Here is a 26,431-nt window from a genome sequence, read left to right on the forward strand (position 1 = left end):
CATTCTTAAATAAATAATAAAATATAGTACTTTTGGAAAGCTAAATACTTTTAAAATCCCAAACATCATGTCGAAAATCAAAATTTTATTAGTTACAGCTATCTGTTTTTTAACCAATTACAACTTCGGCCAACATACTGACGAAATTAATTCCAACAGACCCGGAGAATCAATGTCGGCTTATGCTGTGGGAAAATCGGTAATTCAGGTAGAAACCGGTCTATATGGCATCAACGAAAACCATCGTTTATTAGGTTACAATGCTAATGGATATGGATTAGAACTAGATTTACGATATGGTTTTCTACTTGAAAAATTAGAAGTAATGGCTAACATTCAATATCAAAAAGAAGATTTTGTTTATGCTTATAACCAATTTTCAAAATCAGATTTAAAACAAACCGTATTAGGAGCCAAATACCTCATCTACGACCCTTATAAAAATTACGAAAAAAAAGTTAACGTATATAGCTGGAAAGCGAATCACGCTTTCAATTGGCACCAATTAATCCCAGCCGTATCTGTTTATGCCGGAGCTAATTTTACAATGAAAAACAATCCGTATTCCTTTTCCCCTGACGCCATGATTTCGCCAAAAGCGATGTTAGTGACTCAAAATCATTTAGGAGACGGATCTTGGGTTTTTGTAACTAATATCATAGCCGATTATATTATGACCGATTTTCCAAGTTACGGTTACATCATTACCCTAACCAAAGGAATAAGCAAAAAATGGTCTGGTTTTATTGAAAATCAGGGTTATAAAAGTGATTTTTACAGTGATGCTATTGTGCGTGGCGGTGCAGCATTTTTACTGGGCAAAAACATGCAAATAGACGCTTCCATAAGCCATAATTTAAAAGACACGCCAACCGTTTTCTACGGTGGTGTTGGTTTTTCATGGCGTTACGATGCAGGCTACAAAGAAGTTCGGGTTGACTTAGACGACAATCCTTCGCAACCAAGATCTGTGCGAAAAGCAGCCAGAAAAGACCAAAAAAGAAGAGACGCAATTCAATAAAAGAAAACAAAAAAAATGATTACAATTCAAGAAGCCAAAACCAAAAAAGAACTAACCGATTACATTAAATTCCCTTTTACCTTATATAAAAACAATGAGTTTTGGGTTCCACCATTGATTGCCGACGAATTAGAAACTTTTGACAAAACTAAAAATCCTGCTTTTGAGAATGCCGAAGCCTATTTTTACATAGCTTACAAAGACGGAAAAATTGCCGGAAGAATTACTGCAATCATCAATTGGGCAGAAGTAAACGGACAACAAAAAAGAAAAGTCCGTTTTGGCTGGTTTGACGTTATTAACGACATTGAAGTCACTAAAGCTTTACTAGAAAAAGTATACGAATTAGGTAGAAAAAATAACTTAGAGTATGTTGAAGGTCCAATGGGATTTTCAAACTTGGATAAAGTGGGCGTACTTACCGAAGGTTTTGACCAATTAGGAACTATGATTACCTGGTACAATCATCCGTATTATGCAACTCATTTCGAACAACTAGGTTATGTGGTAGAAAAAGAATATATCGAGAGTAAATTTCCTTTTTCGAATGTACAACCTGAGTTTTTCCAAAAAGCTAATGAATTAGTTAAAAAAAGATACCAATTAAAGGCACTCAACTTTAAATCAACTAAGGAAATCATGCCTTATGTAGACAAAATGTTTGATCTATTTAACGAATCTTATTCAAAATTATCTTCGTTTGTAGCCATTTCAGAAACACAAAAAGCCTATTTCAAAAAGAAATACATCAGCTTCATCAATCCAGAATACATTAAGTTTGTGGAAGACAAAGATCAAAACATTATTGCTTTTGGAATAGTAATGCCTTCTTTTTCAAGAGCGTTGCAAAAAGCCAACGGAAAATTATTTCCTTTTGGATTATTTCATTTGCTAAAAGCAAAAAAGCACAGCAAAGACGTACTTTTCTATCTAATAGGAGTACATCCTGAATACCAAAATAAAGCAGTAACCGCTGTAATCTTCAATGAATACTACGAAACGTTTAAAGCAAAAGGTATCGAAAACTGCTTTAGAACTCCGGAACTTGCCGACAACACAGCCATCCACAATCTATGGAAACACTTTGACCCAAAAGTACACTGCCGCAGAAAAACATTCCGAAAAGACCTTTAATCTAAGTAGGCAGTATGCAGTGATCAGTCTTCAGTAGCAGACTTCAGAAAACAGCATACAGATTTCAAAAAAAGGAACAAAAAACATTAGCAATAAAAAAACCATTCGCAAAGCGAATGGTTTTTTGTTATTATAAAGAATCAACTGATCACTAACAAAACTGATCACTGATTACTTAATACTGTCAACTAATTATTGTGCTTCCATATCAACGGTAGTTTTCTCAGCTATTACTTTGTAAGTACCATTTACTAATTTTTCACGGATTGCTTCAAAAGCAGTTAAAGTTTCCTCAATATCTGCTAAAGTATGAGAAGCAGTAGGAATCATTCTCAATAAGATAATTCCTTTTGGAATAACCGGATAAACCACGATTGACAAGAAAATACCATAATTCTCTCTCAAGTCATTTACCATTACCATTGCTTCAGGGATAGATCCTTCAAGGTATACCGGAGTAATACAAGTATTCGTATCTCCAATATTGAATCCTTTTTCTTTTAATCCGTTTTGCAACGCATTTACATTTTCCCAAAGTTTATCTTTAATTGCTGAAGACTCACGTAATAATTCCAAACGTTTCAATGACCCTAATGTTTGAATCATCGGCAAAGCTTTAGCAAACATTTGCGAACGCAAGTTGTATTTTAAATAATCAATTACATCTTTATCAGCAGCTACGAAAGCTCCAATATTTGCCATTGATTTTGCAAAAGTTGAAAAATAAACATCAATTCCGTCCTGACAACCTTGCTCCTCACCTGCTCCGGCACCTGTTTTTCCAAGTGTACCAAAACCGTGCGCATCATCCACTAACAAACGGAAATTGTATTTCTCCTTCAAAGCTACAATTTCTTTCAATTTACCTTGTTGACCGCGCATTCCAAAAACACCTTCTGTAATAAAAAGAATTCCTCCTCCTGTTTCTTTAGCCATTTTAGTAGCACGTTGCAGGTTTTTCTCCATGCTTTCCAAGTCATTGTGCTTGTAGGTAAAACGTTTCCCCATGTGCAAACGAACTCCGTCAATGATACAAGCATGAGAATCCACATCATAAACAATAATATCATTCTTAGTCACCAAAGCATCGATGATAGAAACCATTCCCTGGTATCCAAAATTCAACAAATAAGCTGATTCTTTCATTACAAATGCAGCCAATTCATTTTCTAATTGCTCATGATAAGTAGTGTGACCACTCATCATACGAGCTCCCATTGGGTAAGCAGCTCCAAACTGAATCGCAGCATCCGTATCAGCCTTACGCACCTCAGGGTGATTAGCTAAACCTAAATAATCATTCAAACTCCAGTTCAAAATATCTTTTCCGCCAAACTTCATTCTAGGCCCTAACTCACCTTCCAATTTTGGAAACACATAATATCCTTCTGCCTGTGAAGCCCATTTCCCTAACGGTCCTTTGTTGCTTTGAATTCTTTCGAATAAATCTTTTACCATAATATATCCAGTAATAATTTTAATTTTAAGAGGTTGCAAAAATAATTATTTATATTTTATAAAGGTCTTCTATGTAAAATTATTTTCAGGAGCTATTCCGGCTGTCCGCTATATCTTATGGTTTTTAAAGAAAAAACCATAAGGATGCCGTTCCGATAGCTATCGGAACCATCAGGGCTAAAGAACAACTATTCCTATCCAAAACACAATAAACCTTAAATTTCGTAAGAAAAAATTAATACATTTGAAAACAATAAAGCGAAACAAACTTTCGCCAATCTACCGATTTTAGGTGTATATACGAAGGTTTGTTTCGCCAATTTACAAGTTAACTGCTATAATAAAAAAAACGAACGCAAATAAGAATCTAAATATGTCCATTTCTGATAAAATAAAAAAATCTAAAGAAGAAATAAAATATTCACAAAAGTTAAACGTAACTTGTGATATATATAATCTTATTTGGGATTTAGAAAGCAGAAAAAACGACAGAGAATTTCTAATGACAATTCCAATAAATATTGTCGCATCTAATGAAAGTTTTTTTAAAGAGACTCTTTCTTCATTGATTGATTTTGACGAAAAATACTTGAATAATTCAAAAGCGTTAATTAAAAGAAATAATATAAAAATTGACATTGAAGATATTTTTCATATTACAAAAGAAAAATTTTCATTAGGAGATTTAATAGCATATTCCTTTAAATATTCCTCAATAGAAAGTTTATACAAAACGTTTACAGAAGTTTCTGGTATAGATATATTTGCAAACATAATAGAATTAACCAAATCCATTGATGAAGGTTTTGAATTGGAAGATGTTGTAAATGAAAACAGACCGATTGACAAAAATCGTATATTTAAAAATCTTGTTGAAGCATATGAAATAAGAAATATAATATGCCATGATTATTTATCAGCAACGCATAAATTAATCTTAGAACCAGAAAAATTAAAAGATTTTTTAATGGACACATATCTTCTTCAAGAAATTATTACAATTGAAATTTCTGAAAAAATATATTCAAAAAAAATTCCGAATAATTATTCACAGCATATAGAATATTACAATTCGATAATACAAGAGAAAAAAGAAATTTTAAATAACTTATATAAAGTTCTTGAAAAGAGTTTTACTTCCGAAGAACAATATACAAACCTGAACAAAAACAAACTAGAATTTGAAAATTTCTTAAAAAATGATTCGAAATATGTTACAAGCAATTTTCATGATTTTCCTTTAGAAATTCATCCTTTTGAAACCCTTACTCAAACATATAGTATTAAATTAATCGAACAAAGAATTAAAAACTTAACTGATGAAATAAATTACAGCAGTTAATCGAGTAGACGGCTCTGCCAGTAACTGACAGAGTGCGCCTCAAGCTGGCGCGAGCGTCACGCTCGTGCACACAAAGTATATTTAAAAAAATAGAACAAGCACTAAATGACTTAGCAAATGTGATTGCTTCGTCCCTTGCAATGACTAAGTCCTGAAGTTACTTTATAAACCCTTTGCGTATCTTCGTGTAACAACAACTTTTGACGTACAAAAAAATGAACAATCATAAAGTTTTTAAAATGGCCTTTGCTTCGGTTTATCCGCATTATATTGCCAAAGCCGAAAAAAAGAATCGGACTAAAGCGGAAGTCGATGCCATTATTTTTTGGCTAACAGGATATACTGAAACTGATTTACAACAAATACTTGACAACAAAACCGACTTTGAAAATTTCTTTGCAAAAGCACCTCAAATTAACCCAAATATCACTAAAATTACAGGCGTTATTTGCGGTTACCGTGTAGAAGAAATCGAAGACCCGCTGATGCAGCAAATTCGCTATCTGGACAAACTCATTGACGAATTAGCAAAAGGAAAATCGATAGATAAAATTTTGAGAAAGTAAATATACTTCTAAACTAAAATCAATTTTAAAAAATGGAAAAAAAATACAAATATCTAATACTCCTTAATATTTTTTTACTCACATCCTCACTTTACTCTCAAAACAATTCGAAATATTACGATGAAACTGTTAAACCCAGAATACGTGTAATCATTGACAATGATTTTGGTGGAGATCCTGATGGTCTTTTCCAACTGGCACATCATTTACTCTCCCCTTCAGTAGAAGTTAAAGGAATAATTGGTTCTCATCACTACAAAGATGGCTTTTATGATCATCCGGGAACAGCAAATTATGCATGTACACAAGTAAAAGAGCTACTTAATGTTATGCAATTAACTGAAAAAGTTCCAGTATTTGAAGGCGGTAGCTCTAGCCTTACCAATAATCAAATACCGGTGATATCTGATGGCGCAAAAATTATTGTGAAAGAAGCCATGAGAAAAGACACTAAAATGCCTCTATACATAGTTTGTGGAGCTGGATTAACAAACATAGCCAGTGCCTATTTAATGGAACCTCAGATTGCTAAAAAGATTATTTTAATTTGGATTGGGGGTGCAGAGCATAAAGGATTAGGAATTCCCCCACCCAGAGTAAAAAATCCGGAATACAACCTTGGGATTGATATTAAAGCATCTCAGGTCATTTTTAATGTTTCTGAAATTCCCATTTGGCAAATTCCTAGAGACACCTACCGTCAGGCATTATTTTCATTTGCAGAATTGATATACAAAATAAAACCTTGTGGTGAAACAGGGACTTTCTTGATTGATAAATTAGAAAATTTAATGAAAAGAGCCAATAGATCTCTTGGCGAATCTTACGTGTTAGGTGATAGTCCTTTGGTATTACTAACTGCTTTGCAGACTTCATGGGAAGCCGATCCTGCATCATCTAAATACATTTTAAAACCTACTCCAAACATCAACGAGTACGGTCTATATGATGAAATGTCAGAAAAACTCAAAATGAGAGTTTACACTAATTTGGATACTCGATTAATGTTTGAAGATTTTATAGCAAAACTGAAATTGTTTAGTAATAAAAAAGAACCATAAAACACCTCACAATAATAAAAAAATAGGATCGTAAATATAACCCGAAAACAAATAAATACTTTTAAAAATCCTCTGCTATTTAATTAATTGAATAACGAATTAGCCAAAGGAAAATCGATGGAGAAAATTTTAAGGAAATAAAAATTATTTATATCGGCACAGCATAGTTTTGTTTTATAACCCCAATAACAAATGTACTATGCGCACTCCCAATATTTTTTACCGAGCCTAAATCATTAATCACAAAAGACTGATAATGCTTCATATCTTTAACCATAATTTTCAATAAAAAATCGTAATCGCCCGAAATATTGTAACATTCGACCACTTCTTTAATCGAAACGATATCTTTCACAAACTTATTTCCTATTTCTTTGGTATGCTCCTTTAAAGTAATATTACAAAATACGGTTAATTGTAGACCCAGTTTTTCAGCATTTACAATGGCAGCGTACTTCTCTATAAAACCTTCTTTTTCCAATCGTTTAATCCTTTCATAAACGGGTGTTGGGGACAAATTTACTCGTGTGGCAATTTCTTTGGTCGTCAATTTTGCATCTTTTTGAAGCACTTTAAGCAACTCCAGATCGATCATATCTATGTTTTCTAAAGAGAAATTATCTGTTTTTTTCATTATTACAACCACTAAAAGATTAATTATCTACAAAAATAACAAAAACAGATATATTATCTAATTTTAAGCGTAAATTAAAAAATAAAATCCTTTATACTGAAATTTGCAAGATAAATATACTAAATTCTATTATCAAATGAAAACAGACGTACAAGAAGATTCCAGAATAAACGGAGTGAAGGATTTTCTTTTCACACTAAAGAGCACTTGTTTAGATGAAAACTATCATCCCTCAGGCGGAACTCGTCTGACTACCAATTTTGCAAATTTGGCCAGAGGAGCCAATCGCCAACAAAACTTACGTAATGCCTTAAATATGATTAACAATCGATTCAATTCATTGGCTTATTTGGATAATCCAAAAGGAGATCGTTACCTTGTTGAACTTGAAATCTTGACAGTAACATTAAATATTGACCATAAGAATGGTATTGACAATCTGCCGATGATTGAAGTTTTAAAAACAAATATTTTTGACCGTAAGACTAATCACTACATCGATGGTGTTGCCGGAAATAATTATTCTTCTTATGTACGAGATTATGATTTCAGTGTTTTATTGATCGATTACAATAAAAACAAATCTAGTTTTTCTGTTCCTGAAAATTATGGTGATTTACATGGTAAACTCTATAAAAGCTTTGTAGCTTCAGACTCCTACAAAGAGCACTTTAAGATGTCTCCAATCATTTGCCTAAGTGTATCGAGCAACAAAACGTATACTCGCACGGAGTATCAGCATCCGATTCTGGGCTTTGAGTATATACAGGATGCGTATTCTCTTACTGATGAATATTTCTCTAAAATGGGTTTAAAAGTTCGTTTTTTCATGCCTGCGAACTCTGTGGCACCAATGGCTTTTTATCATTCCGGAGATCTACTTTCTGATTATACTGATCTTGGACTAATCAGCTCAATCAGCACAATGGAGACTTTCCAGAAGATTTATCGTCCTGAGATTTACAATGCCAATTCGGCGGCCGGACAAATCTATCAACCTAGTCTTAAACACGAAGATTACTCACTAACTCGCGTGGAATATGACCGCGAAGAGCGTAGCCGACTGGCTGTTGAACAAGGTAAATATGCTGAAAATCATTTTATTAAACCTTACCAAAATATTCTTGAGCAATGGGCTGCTAATTTCGCTCTTTAATTAATTCAAAACATTATAATTATCTTATTATGAAAAAAATAGTATTACCAACCTCAATTGTTGGAAGTTTACCCAAACCTGCCTGGCTTGCACCACCTGAAAAACTTTGGTCACCTTGGAAACTAGAAGGCAATCAATTACTGGAAGGAAAACAAGATGCTCTACGTATTTCTTTGCAAGAACAACAATTAGCCGGAATAGATATCATTAGTGACGGCGAACAAACACGTCAACATTTTGTAACCACTTTTATCGAGCATTTAGGCGGTGTCGATTTTGAAAATCGTAAAACAGTAAAAATTCGAAACCGTTATGATGCGAGTGTCCCTATTGTTGTAGACGAGATTACACGTCAAAAATCAGTTTTTGTAGAAGACGCTAAATTTTTACGTAAACAAACTAAGAAACCCATAAAATGGGCATTACCAGGCCCGCTTACAATGGTAGACACCTTGTACGATGACCATTATAAAAGTCGGGAAAAATTAGCTTGGGAATTTGCGAAAGCACTCAATGAAGAAGCAAGAGAACTGCAAGACGCAGGAGTAGATATTATTCAGTTTGACGAACCTGCCTTTAATGTTTTCTTTGACGAAGTAAACGATTGGGGAATGGCAGCATTAGAGAGAGCTATAGAAGGTTTGCATTGTGAAACAGCAGTACATATTTGCTACGGTTATGGAATACAAGCTAATAATGATTGGAAAAAGACATTGGGGTCAGAGTGGCGTCAATATGAAGAAATTTTTCCTAAAATTCAAAAATCTAAAATTGATGTGGTATCATTAGAATGTCATAACTCCAATGTACCTTTGCACTTAATGGAACTTGTTCGTGGCAAAAAAGTGATGGTTGGCGCCATTGATGTGGCAACCATCACTATAGAAACACCCGAGGAAGTCGCTAATACGCTACGTAAAGCTCTGGAGTTTGTGGATATAGAAAATCTTTTACCTAGTACAAACTGTGGTATGGCTCCTTTATCCCGAAACGTAGCCAGAGGTAAATTAAATGCTTTAAGCGCAGGAGCGGAAATTATACGCAAAGAATTTGGAGTTTAGTCCAAAATATAAATCCCTTATTGATCCTTATGTCCATAGAGTTTAGCAAAGCTAATCAACAGACTACTTGCTCGATTACGGATTGCTTATTTAAAAAAATAGCAGTATGAAACTTTTAGAAAAAACACAGTTAGGTGATGTCAGCCTAAAAAACAGAGTGGCCATGGCAGCTATGACCAGAGGTAGGGCAGATGAAAACGGCTTAGTAGGTGATATGACAGTAGAATATTACGCTCAACGAGCTGGCGCGGGGTTGCTGTTAACCGAATCCATCCGAATCAGTGAAGAAGCTACCGGCAGCCCGCTCACTCCGGGTATTTTCACGAGTGAGCAAATAGTAGCCTGGAAGAAGGTTACAGACGCAGTTCATGCTAAAGAAGGAATCATTATTGCTCAGCTTTGGCACACCGGACGCATAGGACATTCTGTAGATAGAAACGGCAAGCTCCCACTTGCACCTTCTCCTATCCCTATCACGGGAATGCATCATTTTACTTCTCAGGGAATGCAGGATTACGAAACTCCTTTGGAAATGACTATCCCGCAAATCAAACAGACAATAAAGGACTTTGGTCAAGCTGCAAAAAATGCGATAGCAGCAGGGTTTGACGGGGTTCAACTTCATGCGGCTAATGGCTACTTGCCCTGCCAGTTCTTAGCTGAAAGTGCTAATCAAAGAACGGATGATTATGGAGGAAACATTCCTAACAATACCCGTTTCATACTCGAGGTGATGCAGGAATTAATCAGTTCGGTTGGGGGTAAAAAAGTAGGCATTAAACTATCTCCATTCAATTCCTATGGAGCTATAGCAATGAATGATACTTTGGGCACCTATAACTATCTCATCGAAGAATTGAACAAGCTAGATTTTGCCTATGTAGAGCTCATGCGTCGCAGTCCATATCCTACTCTAGCTGAAAATAACGATGCTCACGATGAGATAGAATTATTTGGCAGAAAGATTCGCCAAATAGTGATCGCGAATGCAGGCTATAACAAAGCTTCCGCTGAAGCAGAACTTGAAAAAGGTATTGCAAAGCTAATTTCCTTTGGCAGATTATACATAGCAAACCCCGACCTAACAGAACGATTTAAAAAAAATGCTACGTTAAGCGAAGCTGACAAATCAACAATTTATGGTGGCGGTAAACAAGGGTATATTGATTATCCGTTTTGGAAGGAATAAATGCTGTACAGCTAAAGGCAATTAAGTACATCATTTATTTGCGTGAATTATTTTTGTAATCTTGCCTCCTCGGAGGAATAATAGTAAAACACATTGAAGAAATTATTAGAAGTATTAAGTAAAGTAGGTTTAGACGGTTTCCTGTTAATGATAGCCACCATGATACTACTGGCTTATTTTTTGCCACAGCCAGGAATGGTCAAAGAACCCGTTTCATTAGAAGAAATTGCCAATACAGGCGTGTCCTTTATTTTTTTATTTTATGGCTTGCGGCTGAGTGTTGAAAAACTAAAAGCAGGGCTTGCCAATTGGAAAATGCACATTATCGTTCAGTTAACAACATTTTTGTTTTTTCCGTTGATTGTTTTGGCATTTCGCCCCTTGTTTATCAACGCCGGCTTCGAGTTGCTCTGGTTGGGAGTGTTTTTTCTAGCAGCATTACCATCTACAGTCTCCTCTTCTGTGGTTATGGTTTCCATCGCCAAAGGCAACATTCCAGCAGCCATTTTCAATGCGAGCATTTCCAGTTTAATCGGAGTAGTGGTTACCCCACTTTGGGTTGGACTATTCATTGCTTCTGCAACAGGCAATTTTGACATCTCCACCATTGTTATAAAGTTGATTCTTCAAGTCCTCTTGCCTGTCATAATTGGTATAAGCCTCAATTCACGTTTTGGTGCCATTGCTGAAAAATATAAGAAACAGCTCAAATATTTCGATCAGGCAACCATCCTTACTATCATCTATACCTCGTTTTGTAAGTCATTCTCCGAACATCTTTTTGAGGGCTTTACTGCCCTTGAACTTGCAGGACTCACTATAGGGATGATAGTCTTGTTTTTTGCCGTATTTGTTTGTGTGGGAGTTTTCAGTCGTTTATTTGGCTTTTCAGATGAAGACCGCATTACAGTCTTATTCTGTGGATCCAAAAAATCATTGGTACACGGCACTGTTATGTCAAAAGTACTTTTTCAACAAAGTACTATTACCGGTATCGTATTGTTGCCACTCATGCTCTATCATGCTTTGCAATTGATTGCCGCCAGTATTATTGCTCAGAATATGGCTAGACGAAAAAAAGCCTAATTTATGATTTACAGTTTGTACGTCTTGCTTGTAACAAGCTTTTAAAAAGTTACAAGCGAGACTCAAGCTTGTCATGAAATCAACAACAACTGCTACATTACTATTCCAACTCACTCAAAAAATTAACAGTTATAAAACAACAAACCCTATATTAACAAAACATTAAAGATATTTTAAAAATTTTTCTTGCTAAAGAATTAGTACCTTTAGCTTTCAAATGAAAATGCTATGTCACAAAACAACAAAGAACTCAAACTTGCTGTTCTTATAGATGCTGATAATGTTCCGTACAGCAATGTAAAAGGAATGATGGAAGAAATCACCAAATACGGAACACCAACCACCAAACGCATTTATGCCGATTGGACCAAGCCTAATGCCAATGGCTGGAAAGCAGTTCTATTGGAACATGCCATTACTCCTATTCAGCAATACAGTTATACCACCGGAAAGAACTCTTCGGATTCGGCACTAATTATCGATGCGATGGATTTGTTGTATTCGGGGAAATTGGATGGTTTTTGCATTGTTTCCAGCGATTCTGATTTTACCCGTTTAGCCACCCGATTGCGGGAATCAGGCATGAAGGTCATTGGAATTGGAGAACAAAAAACACCAAAACCTTTTATAAGCGCCTGTGACCGATTTATTTTCCTTGAAGTTTTAGACGGTGCTATTAAAAAGAAAAAAGCAACTAAATCAGTCATTGATTCTAAAAAACCGGTTGAAAAAACTACAACAACTAAAGCTGCTGAAAAACCAACCCAAAAACCACTTAATAAAATTGACGAACCTACTATCGAATTAATAGAATCTACCATTGAAGATCTTGCCGATGATGCAGGCTGGGCTTTCCTGGGTGATGTAGGAAACCTAATTGTAAAGAAAAAACCTGAATTTGACCCCCGAAATTATGGTTTTTCTAAACTGACTCCTATGCTTAAATCATTGACAGACATTCTGGAAATCGACGAAAGAGATTCAGACAAAAAAGGAATTAAACATGTATATGTTCGCCTCTTTTTTAGTTAAGCATATTGCTTTACAGTATGATATAAAACATCTTTATTAAGAGGCTTAGTTAAATAATGATTCATTCCTATTTCGGCTACGCGCGATTTAGTACTTTCCATTACATCAGCCGTAACAGCTATAATAGGAATGTTTGTATTATGCTCCCCAACTTCGCCATTTCGAATTGCAATCGTTGCTTCGTAACCATCCATTACCGGCATTTGCAAATCCATCAATACTAAATCAATATTATGATTTCCAAAAGCATTTAATCCCTCCTGCCCGTTATTAGCATATATAACCGAAGCATTCAGCCACTTTTTAGTAATCATTTTAATCACCATTTGATTCATCGCATTGTCTTCGACAACTAAAATAGTTTTTCCCTCTAAATCGCAAATGGCATTTTCAACAACAGGCTCAACAGGAATAATCTTTTTTTCAGGAATTTCAAAATCAAGAACAATGGTACATACTGTCCCAATATTGATTTCACTTTCAATAGTTATATCACCTCCCTGCAAATCAACTAAGGTTTTCACAATGTAAAGTCCCAGTCCCAGTCCGCCAAATTTTCGTTTATTGTCAATACTGTGTTGCGTAAAAGAATCAAACAAACTATCTCTCTTCTCCTTAGCAATACCCACTCCCGAATCAGAAACAATAATTTTCACAGTTGCCTTATTATCAGATTTCTTTTCAACTTCAGCTTTTAGCTCTACAAAACCATTAGGTGTGAACTTTATCGCATTATTTAAAACGTTATTTAAAATTTGAAACAATCTGTTTTCATCACCAATTATTAACAAAGAAGTCATTTCAGGCTTTACATATTTAAATTTCAAGCCTTTATCTTTTGCTTTAATTTTCGCATTATATTTTATATTTTTCAAAATCGACAACAAATCAAACTCTTTTGCTTCTAGCTTTAATTCATTTTTTTCAATTTTAGAAAAATCCAATATATCATTTACAGACCCCAATAAACTTTGAGCCGAATAACTAATTACTTCACAGTTTTTCTTTGTTTTTTTATCTGCTGCTTTAGAGGCAATATCTTCAATCAAATTAGTAATTGCATTTAATGGAGTTCGTAACTCATGACTGATATTAGACAAAAAATACGATTTTAGTTCGTTCATTTCTTCTGATTTCACTAAAGCAATTCGGTTATATTCTTCTTTATCGTTTTTTAATTTCCTTATCAAATTAGACATGGATAACGAAAGAAAAATAACTTCTAAAGCTGTTCCAATCTTTGAACTATTTTGTGTTACAAATGTATTAGGGATCACACCAACATTATCAAGAATAAAAACTCCAAAACCTATTATTAAAAAGAAAATACCCGCAACATAAAGCTTATCGACATTCTTATTAGTAAAAAACAAATAAGCAATTGAAAAAACTACAACCAATAAAAAAATCATGGCCAATAAATTGACAATTTGGTACGAATAAAACAAAGCAGAAGGAACACAAACGGTAAAAAAGAACAAAATCCCCAACAGGATATAACTCACTTTATAAACAAGAAACAGCTCTTTACTATTTTGTTTTATTTGTAAAAAAAGTTCACTATATCTCCCTGAAATAAAAGCACCAACAATAGCCAAAAGTAACACCGCATGGTTTGAAAACCAACCGGCATCTGGCGTAATGTACTGGAAAAAATAACCATCTAAAGCAAATTGCAACAAACCTACAAAAACCACATATAAACTATAATAAAGAAAGGTTTGCTCTTTTAACCCTATAAAAAAGAAAAAATAAACAATCGCAACAATAAACAAAATACCATAGAAAAGGCCAAATATGAATTGCTCAGCCGAATTTACATTGACAAATGCTTCGTTAGAATACAAAATAAGAGGAATCTTAAGTACTTCGCCATCACTCTTTACATGAACCAACAACTTCAAATGTGCTTGAGCAGGAATTTCTAACTTAAACAAACATTTTCTGTGCGGATAACTTCGCTCCGTAAAACGAATAGAATCTCCGCTAATTTGTTTTTTAATCGCTCCGGTACGTTCATTTACCACATACAATTCAACAATATCAGTAATAGGGCGTGCGACTTCAAAGTAATAATTTAAATCCTTGTTAGTATCATTAACTAAAGTAGTCATGGACCAAAAATTATTTTCAGTAAAACCTAAATAATTGCCTTCTTTTTTGAGTGAAATAGGTTTTAATGTTTCGAAATTTTTCAGAACATAATTAACATTTAATTGACTTTGTCCCGCATCAATTATAGAAGTATAATCCTGTAAAGATTTTTTTTCGGGTAAATGATTTTCTTTAAAAATATATTGCGAATGACTAATTGTCGATATCAATAAAAAAAACGAAACTATGATTCTTTTTATTGAGATTAAATTGCTTCTTTTCGGCATTTTGTAAAATTTAGGGCTACTTTAAATATAACAACTTGGTTCAAAGCAAGTAACTATTATGCTTATAAACTAATTTTATTTATTAATGTTTTCTAAAAATTTTCACTGGATTATTTATTCTTTCTATTTTAGATAAAAACTATTACAAAAATCATGAGAAAAGAATTTTTTATCATTGGAGCGGGACTTTTCATATTAAGTCTTCTCGCACATTTTTTATTCAAAACCAGTCTGTTAATTGCCATTTTTATTTTCATATTACTTATAATTGGGATTTTTAATAGTTTACAACACAAACATGCAATCCTAAGAAACTTTCCTGTTTTAGGTTATTTCAGATATGCTTTTGAAGAAATTGCTCCCGAAATTCAACAGTATTTTATTGAAAGAACTACAGACGGAAAACCATTCTCCCGAAACGAACGATCCCTAGCTTACCAGCGTGCTAAGAATTTAAGTTCTACAACGCCCTTTGGAACGCAACTAGACATAAACACCTCTTCTTATGAAGGACTAAAACATTCTATTTTTCCTGCTCATGTTAATGAAGAATTACCTCGTATTATTATAGGCGGACCAGATTGCTCACAACCCTACTCCGCTTCTTTATTGAATATTTCAGCAATGAGTTTTGGATCTTTAAGTGTAAATGCGATTATGGCACTCAACAAAGGCGCTCAAAAAGGGAATTTCTACCACAATACCGGTGAAGGTGGATTGACAGCATACCATTTACAAGGTGGCGATATTTGTTGGCAAATAGGAACAGGTTATTTTGGTTGTCGTAATGACGAAGGGAATTTTGACGCCGAAAAATTCAAAGAAAAAGCGAATCTTCCGTCTGTAAAACTAATTGAAATCAAATTATCACAAGGTGCTAAACCCGGCCATGGGGGTGTTTTGCCTGCCTCAAAAAACACCGAAGAAATTGCAAAAATACGTGGCGTAAAACCTCATATCGCAATTCTTTCCCCACCTTGCCACACCGCATTTAATTCCCCTAAAGGTCTAGTTGAATTTATTGCTCAATTGCGTAAACTAGCCAATGGAAAACCAATAGGTTTTAAATTATGTATTGGTCAAACCAATGAATTTGAAGCCATTTGTCAGGAAATGATTGATCAAAATTGCTTTCCCGATTTTATAACTGTTGATGGCGCCGAAGGTGGTACCGGAGCTGCTCCACTGGAATTTGCAGATGGTGTGGGAATGCCTCTTGAACCTGCTCTAATCTTTGTCAACAAAACACTCATTCGATTAAATATAAGAGAAAAAGTTCGTATCATTTGCAGTGGCAAAATCATTTCAGGACATGCTATCTTAAAAGCAATTGCCCTTGGTGCTGATTTATGTAACAGTGCTCGTGGTTTTATGTTTTCTTTAGGTTGCATTCAGGCGTTACGCTGTAATACTAATAATTGTCCAGTAGGAGTTGCAACTCAGGATAAAATGCTTATTAAAGGATTGTCTGTTAGCGATAAATTTGAAAGAGTGTATCACTTTCATAAAAACACCCTCTATGCTGCCAACGAATTATTAGCTGCAGCCGGAAAAACTTCTTATGAAGATGTAGATGTTTCTATTTTCATGCGTGGTGATGAATTTACTCATCTATCGGATTTGTATTTTCCTGACAATTTATCCAACGTGACTAAACATTAAAAAAGTAAAGGAGGGCTTTTCGCCCTCCTTATTTGGTTTTGATTTACTATTCTCAACTTATAATTAACTAAATGCTGCTGATGATTTTTGTGTTTTCATTTTTCTACCCAAATTAACATACACAAGTAATGAATCAAAACCACATAGTAAATTTACAACTATTATTTTAATTAATCATATAAAATTCAAACATTTTTACACATAATTAATTGAATACCAGTAAGTTAAAAACACATACGGGATTCGCAACGATTTTTGTTATTTACTTTTTTTTCAGCAACATTTTTCAAAAAAAATCTTTAAAAAATACGAAATTATTCACTGTTCAAAAGACTTCAAATTTTCGAACTAAACCACTCTGCACTGAAAGTGCAGAGGTTTGCTTTACGAGGGACTGAAAGTCCCTCGTTTTATTTCATTCGAGAATGAAATTTGAATTATCGTCACTATCTTTTTTTCTATGATGTTCTAAATATTCATTTACCATCTCATCTGTAATATTTCCTGTACTCCAAACTCCATAACCGCTTGCCCAAAAATGTTGCCCCCAATATTTTGCTCGAAGTTCTGGAAATTCCATCTGAAGCTTTCTTGAAGTTCGTCCTTTTAAATTTTTCAAAATAGTGCTAATATTCTGATTTGGAGCATATTCTATATGCATATGAACATGATCTGAACTGACAACTCCTTTCAAAATTTCAATCCCTTCTGCTTCACATATCTGTATCAAAAGTTCACGACAGCGCTTTTGGACATCTCCTTTCAAAACTTTAAAACGATATTTCGTAACCCAAACAACATGACATGTTAATCTGCTTACCGTGTACGAACCTTTTCTTAAATCTGTACTCATAACCTAAAGATATAGATTTTTCGCATTACTAAAGTACTGCAATAAATTGCAGGGTTTTTGACCCTGAACTGTGACCAATAAAAAAAGGGGCTATTAAAGCCCCCTGCGTATGTTTTGATTCATCATTATCAACTTATACATCTTTCAGCATAGCCAACTATTGAACTCCAAGCTCATCTAACGATTAAACTGTTCAAAATGAACAATCAAAACCACTCATTAAAATTACAAAAAAATTTGATTAAGCAACCAGAAACTCTTTATTATTTGACTACAACAACTTATGTTGCAATTACAAAATCAAGCTTTTGTAAAAGTAACCCAATAAACATAATGACCACTATCTGAATTATATGAATATTTTACTTTTAAAGTAGCATTTATAACCTTTACTATTTCATAGGATTCAGCTTCTCCTTCATAAACAACAGTTACTATTGCTCCATCTCTTACCCATGTTGCTTCATCAAGTTCTAAAACACATCCATCACCATAATAGCCTTCAAAAAAAGCACCTCCCGGTTTTAATTCCACATAATCCTTAGGACAACCAGTGGTATTTTCATAATTTTCTTCAGGATATTTTATACCATCAACTCCTTCAATAATTTTACTATACTCCCATTTTCCTTCTATCGAAGCTGTAGCAGGACTTAAATCTTCATTATCATCGCTACAAGAAAGATTAAAAACCATCATAAAAGTCAAAACCAAAACGTATAAAAAATTCACCTTTTTCATAGTATTCTCATTTTATATCAAACAATAAGCATTTAGCTCCCTCCTACTAATTTACAAATTAAAATATTAAAAATCAATCATTTAAAAATCAAACACAACCATAAACCTTAAAAAAAACTACCATACACTACTCAATGTAGAAACACTTTATTCAAATTTAATAATTCACTACTTTTGCTCTAAATAACCAATAAAAAGACTATGCAACTCGTATTTGCTTCAAACAACAAAAATAAAATCAAAGAAATCCAGCAATTACTCCCTAATTCTATTGAAATTTTAAGTTTAGAATCTATCGGTTGTCACGAAGAAATTCCTGAAACTGCAGAAACTATTGAAGGAAACGCCATATTAAAAGCAAATTATGTCACTGAAAAATACGGTTACAATTGTTTTGCCGATGATACCGGATTAGAAATTGAAGCACTTAATGGTGAACCAGGTGTTTATTCTGCCCGATATGCAGGTGAACAAAAAAATGCCAATGACAATATGGACAAAGTCCTGAACGCATTAGCTGATACCAATAATCGAACAGCCCAATTCAAAACAGTAATTGCACTTAATATTAATGGTGAGCAACATTTATTTACCGGAATTGCCAAAGGTGAAATCACAACTAAAAAATCAGGAAACCAAGGATTTGGCTATGATCCAATATTCAAACCTGAAGGTTACAAGGAAACTTTTGCCGAATTAGATTTAGCTACTAAAAACCAAATTAGCCACAGAGGAAAAGCAACCCAAATGCTTATTTCTCATTTAACTGATGCAAAATAATTGTTTAAAATCTAACTTTTTTATTCATTTTTATTATAAAAAACTCCGCTTTGTAGCTATAAAAAATTAAAAATCCAAAACTGATTTTGTGCACCACAAACATAACTTTCTGATAATCAAAATAATTAAATTCAGTAAAACTTAAAATTGCATTAGTTTATATCGATTATTAGCAGTAATTTTGCACCCTATTTTAAAAATACATATGAATAAATTTGAACAATTAGGATTGAGTGAATCGTTACTGAAGGCGATTAAAGATCTAGGATTTGAGAATCCGTCGGAAGTACAGGAGAAAGCGATTCCCCTATTATTGGAAAAAGATACAGATTTAGTTGCGTTGGCTCAAACGGGGACCGGGAAAACAGCAGCTTTTGGTTTTCCAGTTATCCAAAAAATTGATGCTGACAACAGAAATACACAGGCGTTAATTTTATCTCCAACGCGCGAGCTTTGCTTACAGATTGCCAACGAACTTAAAAACTACTCAAAATACGAAAGAGGTATTAACGTGGTAGCAGTTTACGGAGGGGCTAGTATTACAGAACAAGCTAGAGAAATTAAAAGAGGAGCACAAATTATTGTGGCTACTCCAGGTAGAATGCAGGACATGATTAACAGAGGATTAGTAAACATCACTCAAATTAATTACTGTATTCTTGACGAGGCAGACGAAATGTTGAACATGGGATTCTATGATGATATCGTAAATATCCTTTCAACTACCCCAGACGAGAAAAACACTTGGTTATTCTCAGCAACTATGCCGGCAGAAGTTGCCCGAATTGGAAAACAATTCATGAGCAATCCAGAAGAAATTACTGTTGGAACTAAAAACTCAGGTTCAGCAACAGTATCACACGAATTTTACTTAGTAAATGCTCGTGACCGTTACGAAGCTTTAAAACGTTTAGCTGATGCTAACCCAGACATTTTCTCGGTTGTTTTTTGTAGAACCAAACGTGATACACAGGCAATTGCTGAAAAATTAATCGAAGATGGTTATAGCGCTGCAGCATTACACGGAGATTTATCTCAGGCGCAACGTGACGGAGTAATGAAATCTTTCCGTGGTCGTCAAATCCAAATGCTTGTTGCTACTGACGTTGCTGCTCGTGGAATTGATGTTGACAATGTAACTCACGTTGTAAACTACCAATTACCTGACGAAATCGAAACTTACAATCACCGTTCAGGTCGTACAGGTCGTGCCGGTAAATTAGGAACTTCTATCGTGATTGTTACTAAAAGTGAATTGCGTAAAATTTCTTCTATCGAAAGAATCATCAAACAAAAATTTGAAGAAAAAACAATTCCTTCTGGAATAGAAATCTGCGAAATTCAATTGTTGCACTTAGCTAACAAAATAAAAGATACTGAAGTAGATCACGAAATTGACAACTACTTGCCAGCTATTAATGACGTACTTGAAGGTTTATCTAAAGAAGAATTGATTAAGAAAATGGTTTCTGTAGAATTCAACCGTTTCATCAATTACTATAAGAAAACAAGAGACATTTCGGCTTCAGGTTCTGACAGACGTGACCGTGGTGGTGACGATCGTGCTCCAAGAGAAAACAACAATGGTGGTGCTACCAGATATTTTGTAAACATTGGTGCCAGAGATAACTTCGACTGGATGACATTAAAAGATTATCTAAAAGAAACTTTAGAATTAGGTCGTGACGATGTCTTTAAAGTAGATGTAAAAGAAGGTTTCTCTTTCTTTAACACTGATCCGGAACACACCGACAGAGTGATGGAAGTATTAAACAACGTACAATTAGAGGGACGTCGTATTAATGTTGAAATCTCTAAAAATGATGGTGGCGGAAGACGTGATCATAACGGAAGAAATTCAGGAGGAAGACGTGATGGAGGAAGAAGAGAAGGAAGTTTTGCTCCAAGAAGAGAAGGTGGTTTTAGAAGTGAAAGAGCTCCAAGAGAAGGCGGTTTTAGAAGCGACAGAAACAATTCTTCAAGAAGAGAAAGTTCTTCAGAAAGAGCACCTAGACGCTCTGAAAGCTTTGGAGATTCTCCAAGACCAAGAAGACCAAGAAGAGACTAACAGCCCACTGTTAATTTTCTTATAATTATAAATAGAAACTACAAAATATTTAAAGCCGTTTTATTACTTTTAAAGTCTTAATCCAGTTTATGAAATATTTTGTAGTTTTCTTTTTTCTACTACTAGCCGCACCTACTTTTGCGCAGGCTGTACCTACTTCTCAAAAAGTGACAGGTTACGTCTATAATGACAACACCAAAACCCCATTAACAGGAGTCAATATCATCAATATCAACAAAGTAAGAGGATCTAAAACCGATGCAAACGGCTATTTTGAAATTGATGTTCAACCTACAGACACTTTACATTTTACTTTTTTAGGCTTCCAATCCTTAAGAGTCAAAGTTACCAATGACTGGATAAAAAATAAAGTGGCTAAAATTTTCCTAACAGAAAAAGCAATTGCTTTAGAAGAAGTTGTTATCAAACCATTTAATTTAACCGGTTATTTAGAAGTAGACTCTAAAACTATTCCGGTAAATCAAAACTACCGTTACAATATTTCCGGCCTAAATACAGGTTACGAGGCTGGAGAATATTCTCCCGGTGCTTTTGGAAAAGTATTAGGTTCCATCTTTAATCCTGCAGATATGCTGTATAATTTCTTTGGTAAAAAGTCAACTGAACTTAAAAAGCTCAAAGAAATGAAGAAAGATGACACTGTAAGAACACTTTTGGAATCTAAATTTGATCGCGAAACGTTAGCAGTATTACTCGGTATTGACAAAAAAGAAATTCCTGAAATTTTACAAAGATGTAATTATTCCGAAGCTTTTATTCAAACAGCCAATGATTTGCAAATTATGGATGCTATTAGTGGCTGCTACGAACAATACAAAGTCTTGAAAAAGAAATAATTTAAGTGTTCAGTATTCAGTTTTTAGTAATCAGCAAAAATACAAACTGAACACTAAAAACTGAATACTGAACTCTATTACTAAACCGGAATATTGGCCAAAACTTCTACTAAAAACTTCCAGAACTTTTGAGAAGAAGAAATACTGGCTCTCTCATCAGGAGAATGAGCTCCGTGAATCGTAGGACCAAAAGAAATCATATCCATATCTGGATAATTTGCACCTAGAATTCCACATTCTAAACCGGCATGACAAGCCACTACTTTTGCTTTATCACCATTTTGTTTTTCATAAACAGAAACCAAAACATCTAAAATTGCCGATTCAGGATTAGGAGTCCACCCTGGATAAGAACCTGAAATTTCCACCTCACATCCCATTAACTCAAAAGCTGAACGCAAATCGTTTGCCAAATCAAACTTAGCCGATTCTACTGAAGAACGAGTCAAACATTGAACAGTTAGTTTTCCATTTCCAACGTTTACCTTTGCAATATTATTAGAAGTTTCTACCAGATTTTCAAAATCGGCACTCATTCTATGCACACCATTTGTAGCTGTAGCCATTGAACGCACAAAATAATATTGTGCCATAGGAGGCATTACTTTAGCTGGTGCTTTTTTCAGTTTTTCGAAAACTATTTCTAAATTCGGTTCTGTAGTTTTTAACTCTGCTTTGATTTCGTTTACAATTTGCTGCATATCAAAAACAAAAGCCACATCATAAACCGAAGCAATAATCACTTTAGCCACACTTTCACGAGGGATGGCATTACGCAAACTTCCCCCTTGAATTTCTGAAATTTGCAAACCAAAATTATCAAAACCATCAAACAATAAGCGGTTCATGATTTTATTGGCATTCCCTAATCCTTTATGGATATCCATCCCTGAATGCCCACCTTTCAAACCTTTCACTGTAATGGAATAAGCTACCGAATGTTCCGGCGTTTCTTCTTCATCATATTCGGCTTCGGCAGTTACATCAACACCTCCTGCGCAACCAATATCGATTTCATCATCTTCTTCAGTATCCAGATTCAACAAAATTCGCCCTTGTAAAACCCCTCCTTGCAGATTCATAGCTCCTGTCATCCCGGTTTCTTCATCGATTGTAAACAAAGCCTCGATAGCAGGATGCGCAATTGTTGTACTTTCTAAAACAGCCATAATTGCTGCAACACCTAAACCATTGTCAGCACCCAGTGTCGTTCCTTTTGCCCTTACCCAGTCACCATCAACATACATTTCAATTCCTTGATTTTCAAAATCAAAAACCGTATCGGCATTTTTTTGATGCACCATATCCAAATGTCCTTGTAAAACAATTGGTTTTCGGTTTTCCATTCCTGCTGTGGCCGGCTTACGAATAATGACATTTTGTACTTCATCCTCAATAACTTCCAAACCAAGATTTTTACCAAAATCTTTAATAAAAGCAACAACACGTTCCTCCTTTTTTGACGGACGTGGTACTGCATTCAATTTGGCAAAATTATTCCACAATGCCTTAGGTTCTAAATTTAGTATTTCCTGACTCATATCTTGTTTTTGCGATTTTTAACAACTCAAAGTTACAAACTTTGAAATCCATTTTATGGCATCTAAACGATTATTATGATATATTTACCATTATTAAAAATGTGATTTTGAAACGCAAATACATCCTAGCTTTTTTATTAGTTTTTCAGATTTTAATTCTTAAAATTCTTCCGTTTTTCTCAGAAACGATCGAAACTTTTTACAGCAATGGATTGTATCCTTTACTTGCTAATTTTTTCAGAATTATTCTGGGATGGATACCCTTTTCGATAGGTGATGTTTTGTATTTCTCTTTGATTTTACTGATTGCAAAATGGTTTTGGACCAATAGAAAAAATTGGAAAACCAATTGGAAAGACCAAATTTTATCGATTCTAAGTGTGCTATCTGTTTTTTATTTTTTCTTTCACTTTTTATGGGCACTAAATTATTATCGCTTGCCTCTTTTTGAAAAAATAAAAATTGAACGTAACTATTCAGATGCTGATTTATATTTGTTTACACAAAAAATCATCGCAAGAACCAATGAAGTTCACTTTCAAATTACCAAAAATGACAGCTTAAAAGTCAGCTATCCTTATTCGGAAGAAATTACATTTTCTAAAAACTTAAACGGCTATCAAAAGCTTGCTGTTCATTATCCTTTTTTTAACTACCAAAATCTAAGCATCAAAAAATCTCTTTTTAGTTTACCACTCACCTATATGGGATTTGGCGGTTATTTGAATCCGTTTACCAATGAAGCCCAAGTAAATGAGTTAATGCCTAAATATAACTTACCAACAACGAGTTGTCACGAAATGGCGCATCAAATGGGTTATGCCAGTGAAAGCGAATGTAATTTCATAGGCTTTCTGGCTTCGGTAAATAATAATGATAGCTACTTTAAATATTCGGGTTATAGTTTTGCCCTGCGTTATTGTTTAAACAATTGGTATATTCGGGATGAAAAGATTTATAAGCAACTCTTACAATCGGTTCATCCGGGTATTTTGAAAAATTTTCAGGAAAGTGAAGATTTTTGGCAGCAATATGAAACACCTATTGAAAAAGGTTTTCACGCTTTCTACGACCGCTATTTAAAATTGAATCAGCAGCACGAAGGGATTGAAAGCTACAGCAAATTTATCAATCTATTAGTGAATTATTATAAAACAAGAACTTTATAAATTACTCCACTTCCCATTGACGCAACTTATTCAATTGCTCCTGCTCTTCTAATTCCTCAGTTGAAATTACCTTTAAAAAAGAAGGATGTTGCTCAATGGCATATTCTATTTTCTCTACAATTTCATCAATAGAATCATTATCATAATCAATTTCCAAAGGTTCTTTAATGATAAAAGATTGTAAGATTCCTTTCTTTTTCATTCGAATTCCTTTACGGTCAAAAGAACGACGAAAACCATCAATCACAATAGGGACTACCACTGGGCGGTGTTGTTTAATAATATGTGCAGTACCTTTTCGAACAGGCTTAAAAGAACGGGTTGTACCCTGCGGAAAAGTAATCACCCAGCCATCATTAAGTGCAATTTTGATATTCTCAGTATCATTTGGATTTACTGCCTTTTTTTCTTTGACATCAACACCTTCACAACGCCAGGTTCTTTCCACCGGAATAGCTCCGGCATAGGACAATATTTTAGGTAACCAGCCTGACTGCATCGTTTCCTTGGCCGCTACATAATAAATATTCATCTTAGGTTGCCACAAATAACCAATATTTTTAATCGAATCAATCCTTCCGCTTAAACTTGCATTAAAAACATGAAACATGGCCACTACATCAGCAAAATAAGTCTGATGATTGGATATAAAAAGTACATTGGTATCAGGTAAATTTCGAATAATTTCTGAACCTTCAATTTGCAATTCGTTAAACCCACGATAACGTCTATGAGTACAACTCCCAAAAAAACGGATGAGCCATTTTTTCAGAAATAAAATATGTCCAAAAGGATTTCTTTTCAATAGTCCCATAAACTGTTTAGGTATCTTTTTAAAATTTAAGTTTGCGAAAATATAAAAAATATTGATTATATACTTCTAATACGCTTAAAGTTATGTATTAATTAGCAGATTTAAAAACCGTATTCAACACATCTCTTAATTCACTTAACATCATTGCCGTTGCTCCCCACACTACATAACCCTGAATTTTAAACGCCGGAACATCTATAAACGAAGCATAGGATGTGGATAAATTTTCAACTGTAACAATGGCATCATCTCTAAAAACCGACAAAGGCAATTCGATTACAGCAGCCACTTCCACAGGATCAGGAACAAATTGAATCTCTTCTTTACAAATTCCTAAAAACGGATAGACCATAAAATTACTAGGCGGAATATACAGCGAAGTAAAAGCTTTTACAATCTCAATTTTATTTCGATCAATACCAATTTCTTCCTCAGTTTCTCTGAGAGCTGTTTTTTTTAATTCAAAATCTTCTGATTCAAATTTACCTCCCGGAAAAGCAATTTGAGCCGAATGCACCCCTTTATAAGAATTACGAACAATTAAAACCAAATGCGTTTCATTATCCTTAGGATAAAATAACATAGTTACCGCGGCTTCCTTAGGTTTCGTTTCTTTTAAATTTATTTTAGCCAAAAGTTCTTTGCGCTCAAATGGCATCATCTTTTCGTGCGAAACTAAAGCTGTTAGCGGAGCCTGAACTATAGCAGGGATAAATTGTAAAAAACATTGAAAATCCATAATCAAAAGCTATTTTTGCAAATAATTATATAAATATACTTTAGAAAACAAGTTTGCACAAGTTTTCTAAAACCAAAGCACTAAAA

General features: G+C 34.2%; 23 protein-coding genes. 15 read left to right on the forward strand and 8 right to left on the reverse strand.

Annotation, left to right across the window (positions count from 1 at the left end; all coding sequences use genetic code 11):
• Window positions 1-67: 67 nt before the first annotated feature.
• Both AAEO59_RS05415 and AAEO59_RS05420 read left to right on the forward strand, forming a co-directional pair.
• Window positions 68-1,021, forward strand: coding sequence for a transporter (locus tag AAEO59_RS05415; RefSeq protein ID WP_341699718.1), 954 nt, complete (start codon window positions 68-70; stop codon window positions 1,019-1,021).
• A gap of 15 nt (window positions 1,022-1,036) precedes the next feature.
• Window positions 1,037-2,155: a GTP cyclohydrolase gene (locus AAEO59_RS05420; RefSeq protein ID WP_341699719.1), complete on the forward strand. Its 1,119-nt coding sequence runs from the start codon at window positions 1,037-1,039 to the stop codon at window positions 2,153-2,155.
• A gap of 192 nt (window positions 2,156-2,347) precedes the next feature.
• On the opposite strand, the gene AAEO59_RS05425 is transcribed toward AAEO59_RS05420, so the two are convergent.
• Entirely contained in the window at window positions 2,348-3,613 is a 1,266-nt protein-coding gene (locus AAEO59_RS05425) for an aminotransferase class I/II-fold pyridoxal phosphate-dependent enzyme (RefSeq protein WP_341699792.1), read from the reverse strand.
• A gap of 373 nt (window positions 3,614-3,986) precedes the next feature.
• Here AAEO59_RS05425 and AAEO59_RS05430 point away from each other — a divergent pair, with 373 nt between their 5' ends.
• The 3 genes from AAEO59_RS05430 to AAEO59_RS05440 all read left to right on the forward strand — a co-directional run bounded on the left by AAEO59_RS05430 (window position 3,987) and on the right by AAEO59_RS05440 (window position 6,582).
• Window positions 3,987-4,955: a hypothetical protein gene (locus AAEO59_RS05430; RefSeq protein WP_341699720.1), complete on the forward strand. Its 969-nt coding sequence runs from the start codon at window positions 3,987-3,989 to the stop codon at window positions 4,953-4,955.
• Window positions 4,956-5,170: 215 nt separating this feature from the next.
• Window positions 5,171-5,521 carry a DUF2200 domain-containing protein gene (locus AAEO59_RS05435; RefSeq protein WP_341699721.1) on the forward strand — a complete coding sequence of 117 codons (351 nt, stop codon included), beginning with the start codon at window positions 5,171-5,173 and terminating at the stop codon, window positions 5,519-5,521.
• Window positions 5,522-5,553: 32 nt separating this feature from the next.
• Window positions 5,554-6,582 (forward strand): nucleoside hydrolase, encoded by a 1,029-nt coding sequence (locus tag AAEO59_RS05440; RefSeq protein ID WP_341699722.1) that lies wholly within the window; start codon window positions 5,554-5,556, stop codon window positions 6,580-6,582.
• Between the two features lie 148 nt (window positions 6,583-6,730).
• On the opposite strand, the gene AAEO59_RS05445 is transcribed toward AAEO59_RS05440, so the two are convergent.
• Window positions 6,731-7,216, reverse strand: a complete 486-nt coding sequence (locus tag AAEO59_RS05445; RefSeq protein WP_341699723.1) for an Lrp/AsnC family transcriptional regulator — start codon at window positions 7,214-7,216, stop codon at window positions 6,731-6,733.
• 136 nt (window positions 7,217-7,352) lie between these two features.
• On the opposite strand from AAEO59_RS05445, the gene AAEO59_RS05450 reads away from it, so the two are divergent.
• From AAEO59_RS05450 to AAEO59_RS05470, 5 genes are all read left to right on the forward strand, one after another.
• Window positions 7,353-8,372, forward strand: coding sequence for a DUF1852 domain-containing protein (locus tag AAEO59_RS05450; protein WP_341699724.1), 1,020 nt, complete (start codon window positions 7,353-7,355; stop codon window positions 8,370-8,372).
• A 29-nt stretch (window positions 8,373-8,401) separates the two neighbouring features.
• Window positions 8,402-9,433, forward strand: a complete 1,032-nt coding sequence (locus AAEO59_RS05455) for a methionine synthase (RefSeq protein ID WP_341699725.1) — start codon at window positions 8,402-8,404, stop codon at window positions 9,431-9,433.
• A 106-nt stretch (window positions 9,434-9,539) separates the two neighbouring features.
• Complete coding sequence (locus AAEO59_RS05460; protein ID WP_341699726.1) at window positions 9,540-10,622, forward strand: alkene reductase; 1,083 nt, start codon at window positions 9,540-9,542, stop codon at window positions 10,620-10,622.
• 93 nt (window positions 10,623-10,715) lie between these two features.
• Entirely contained in the window at window positions 10,716-11,708 is a 993-nt protein-coding gene (locus AAEO59_RS05465) for a bile acid:sodium symporter family protein (RefSeq protein ID WP_341699727.1), read from the forward strand.
• Window positions 11,709-11,936: 228 nt separating this feature from the next.
• Window positions 11,937-12,740, forward strand: coding sequence for an NYN domain-containing protein (locus tag AAEO59_RS05470; RefSeq protein ID WP_341699728.1), 804 nt, complete (start codon window positions 11,937-11,939; stop codon window positions 12,738-12,740).
• Here the strand turns inward: AAEO59_RS05470 and AAEO59_RS05475 are convergent.
• Window positions 12,737-15,121, reverse strand: coding sequence for a hybrid sensor histidine kinase/response regulator (locus tag AAEO59_RS05475; RefSeq protein WP_341699729.1), 2,385 nt, complete (start codon window positions 15,119-15,121; stop codon window positions 12,737-12,739). The genes AAEO59_RS05470 and AAEO59_RS05475 overlap by 4 nt on opposite strands.
• Window positions 15,122-15,274: 153 nt before the next feature.
• Here AAEO59_RS05475 and AAEO59_RS05480 point away from each other — a divergent pair, with 153 nt between their 5' ends.
• Window positions 15,275-16,783, forward strand: a complete 1,509-nt coding sequence (locus AAEO59_RS05480) for an FMN-binding glutamate synthase family protein (protein WP_341699730.1) — start codon at window positions 15,275-15,277, stop codon at window positions 16,781-16,783.
• A gap of 415 nt (window positions 16,784-17,198) precedes the next feature.
• On the opposite strand, the gene tnpA is transcribed toward AAEO59_RS05480, so the two are convergent.
• Window positions 17,199-17,636: an IS200/IS605 family transposase gene (tnpA, locus tag AAEO59_RS05485; RefSeq protein WP_341699731.1), complete on the reverse strand. Its 438-nt coding sequence runs from the start codon at window positions 17,634-17,636 to the stop codon at window positions 17,199-17,201.
• A 300-nt stretch (window positions 17,637-17,936) separates the two neighbouring features.
• Window positions 17,937-18,377, reverse strand: coding sequence for a lipocalin family protein (locus tag AAEO59_RS05490; protein WP_341699732.1), 441 nt, complete (start codon window positions 18,375-18,377; stop codon window positions 17,937-17,939).
• Window positions 18,378-18,578: 201 nt separating this feature from the next.
• On the opposite strand from AAEO59_RS05490, the gene AAEO59_RS05495 reads away from it, so the two are divergent.
• The 3 genes from AAEO59_RS05495 to AAEO59_RS05505 all read left to right on the forward strand — a co-directional run bounded on the left by AAEO59_RS05495 (window position 18,579) and on the right by AAEO59_RS05505 (window position 22,082).
• Window positions 18,579-19,157, forward strand: a complete 579-nt coding sequence (locus AAEO59_RS05495) for a non-canonical purine NTP diphosphatase (protein ID WP_341699733.1) — start codon at window positions 18,579-18,581, stop codon at window positions 19,155-19,157.
• A gap of 205 nt (window positions 19,158-19,362) precedes the next feature.
• Window positions 19,363-21,225, forward strand: coding sequence for a DEAD/DEAH box helicase (locus tag AAEO59_RS05500; protein WP_341699734.1), 1,863 nt, complete (start codon window positions 19,363-19,365; stop codon window positions 21,223-21,225).
• Window positions 21,226-21,314: 89 nt separating this feature from the next.
• Entirely contained in the window at window positions 21,315-22,082 is a 768-nt protein-coding gene (locus AAEO59_RS05505) for a carboxypeptidase-like regulatory domain-containing protein (RefSeq protein ID WP_341699735.1), read from the forward strand.
• Between the two features lie 80 nt (window positions 22,083-22,162).
• Here AAEO59_RS05505 and AAEO59_RS05510 read toward each other — a convergent pair whose 3' ends face one another.
• Window positions 22,163-23,623 carry an aminoacyl-histidine dipeptidase gene (locus AAEO59_RS05510; RefSeq protein ID WP_341699736.1) on the reverse strand — a complete coding sequence of 487 codons (1,461 nt, stop codon included), beginning with the start codon at window positions 23,621-23,623 and terminating at the stop codon, window positions 22,163-22,165.
• Window positions 23,624-23,664: 41 nt separating this feature from the next.
• Between AAEO59_RS05510 and AAEO59_RS05515 the strand changes: the two genes are divergently transcribed.
• Entirely contained in the window at window positions 23,665-24,792 is a 1,128-nt protein-coding gene (locus AAEO59_RS05515; RefSeq protein ID WP_341699737.1) for a DUF3810 domain-containing protein, read from the forward strand.
• A gap of 1 nt (window position 24,793) precedes the next feature.
• Here AAEO59_RS05515 and AAEO59_RS05520 read toward each other — a convergent pair whose 3' ends face one another.
• Together AAEO59_RS05520 and AAEO59_RS05525 are read right to left on the reverse strand one after the other, a co-directional pair.
• The gene (locus AAEO59_RS05520; protein WP_341699738.1) at window positions 24,794-25,606 is read right to left on the reverse strand and encodes a lysophospholipid acyltransferase family protein; all 813 of its coding nucleotides are present in this window, start codon (window positions 25,604-25,606) and stop codon (window positions 24,794-24,796) included.
• 88 nt (window positions 25,607-25,694) lie between these two features.
• On the reverse strand, window positions 25,695-26,345 hold the full coding sequence (locus AAEO59_RS05525) for an NUDIX hydrolase (RefSeq protein ID WP_341699739.1): 651 nt from the start codon (window positions 26,343-26,345) through the stop codon (window positions 25,695-25,697).
• Window positions 26,346-26,431: the final 86 nt, after the last annotated feature.

The sequence above is a fragment of the Flavobacterium flavipallidum genome, assembly GCF_038289905.1.
Lineage (GTDB): Bacteria > Bacteroidota > Bacteroidia > Flavobacteriales > Flavobacteriaceae > Flavobacterium > Flavobacterium flavipallidum.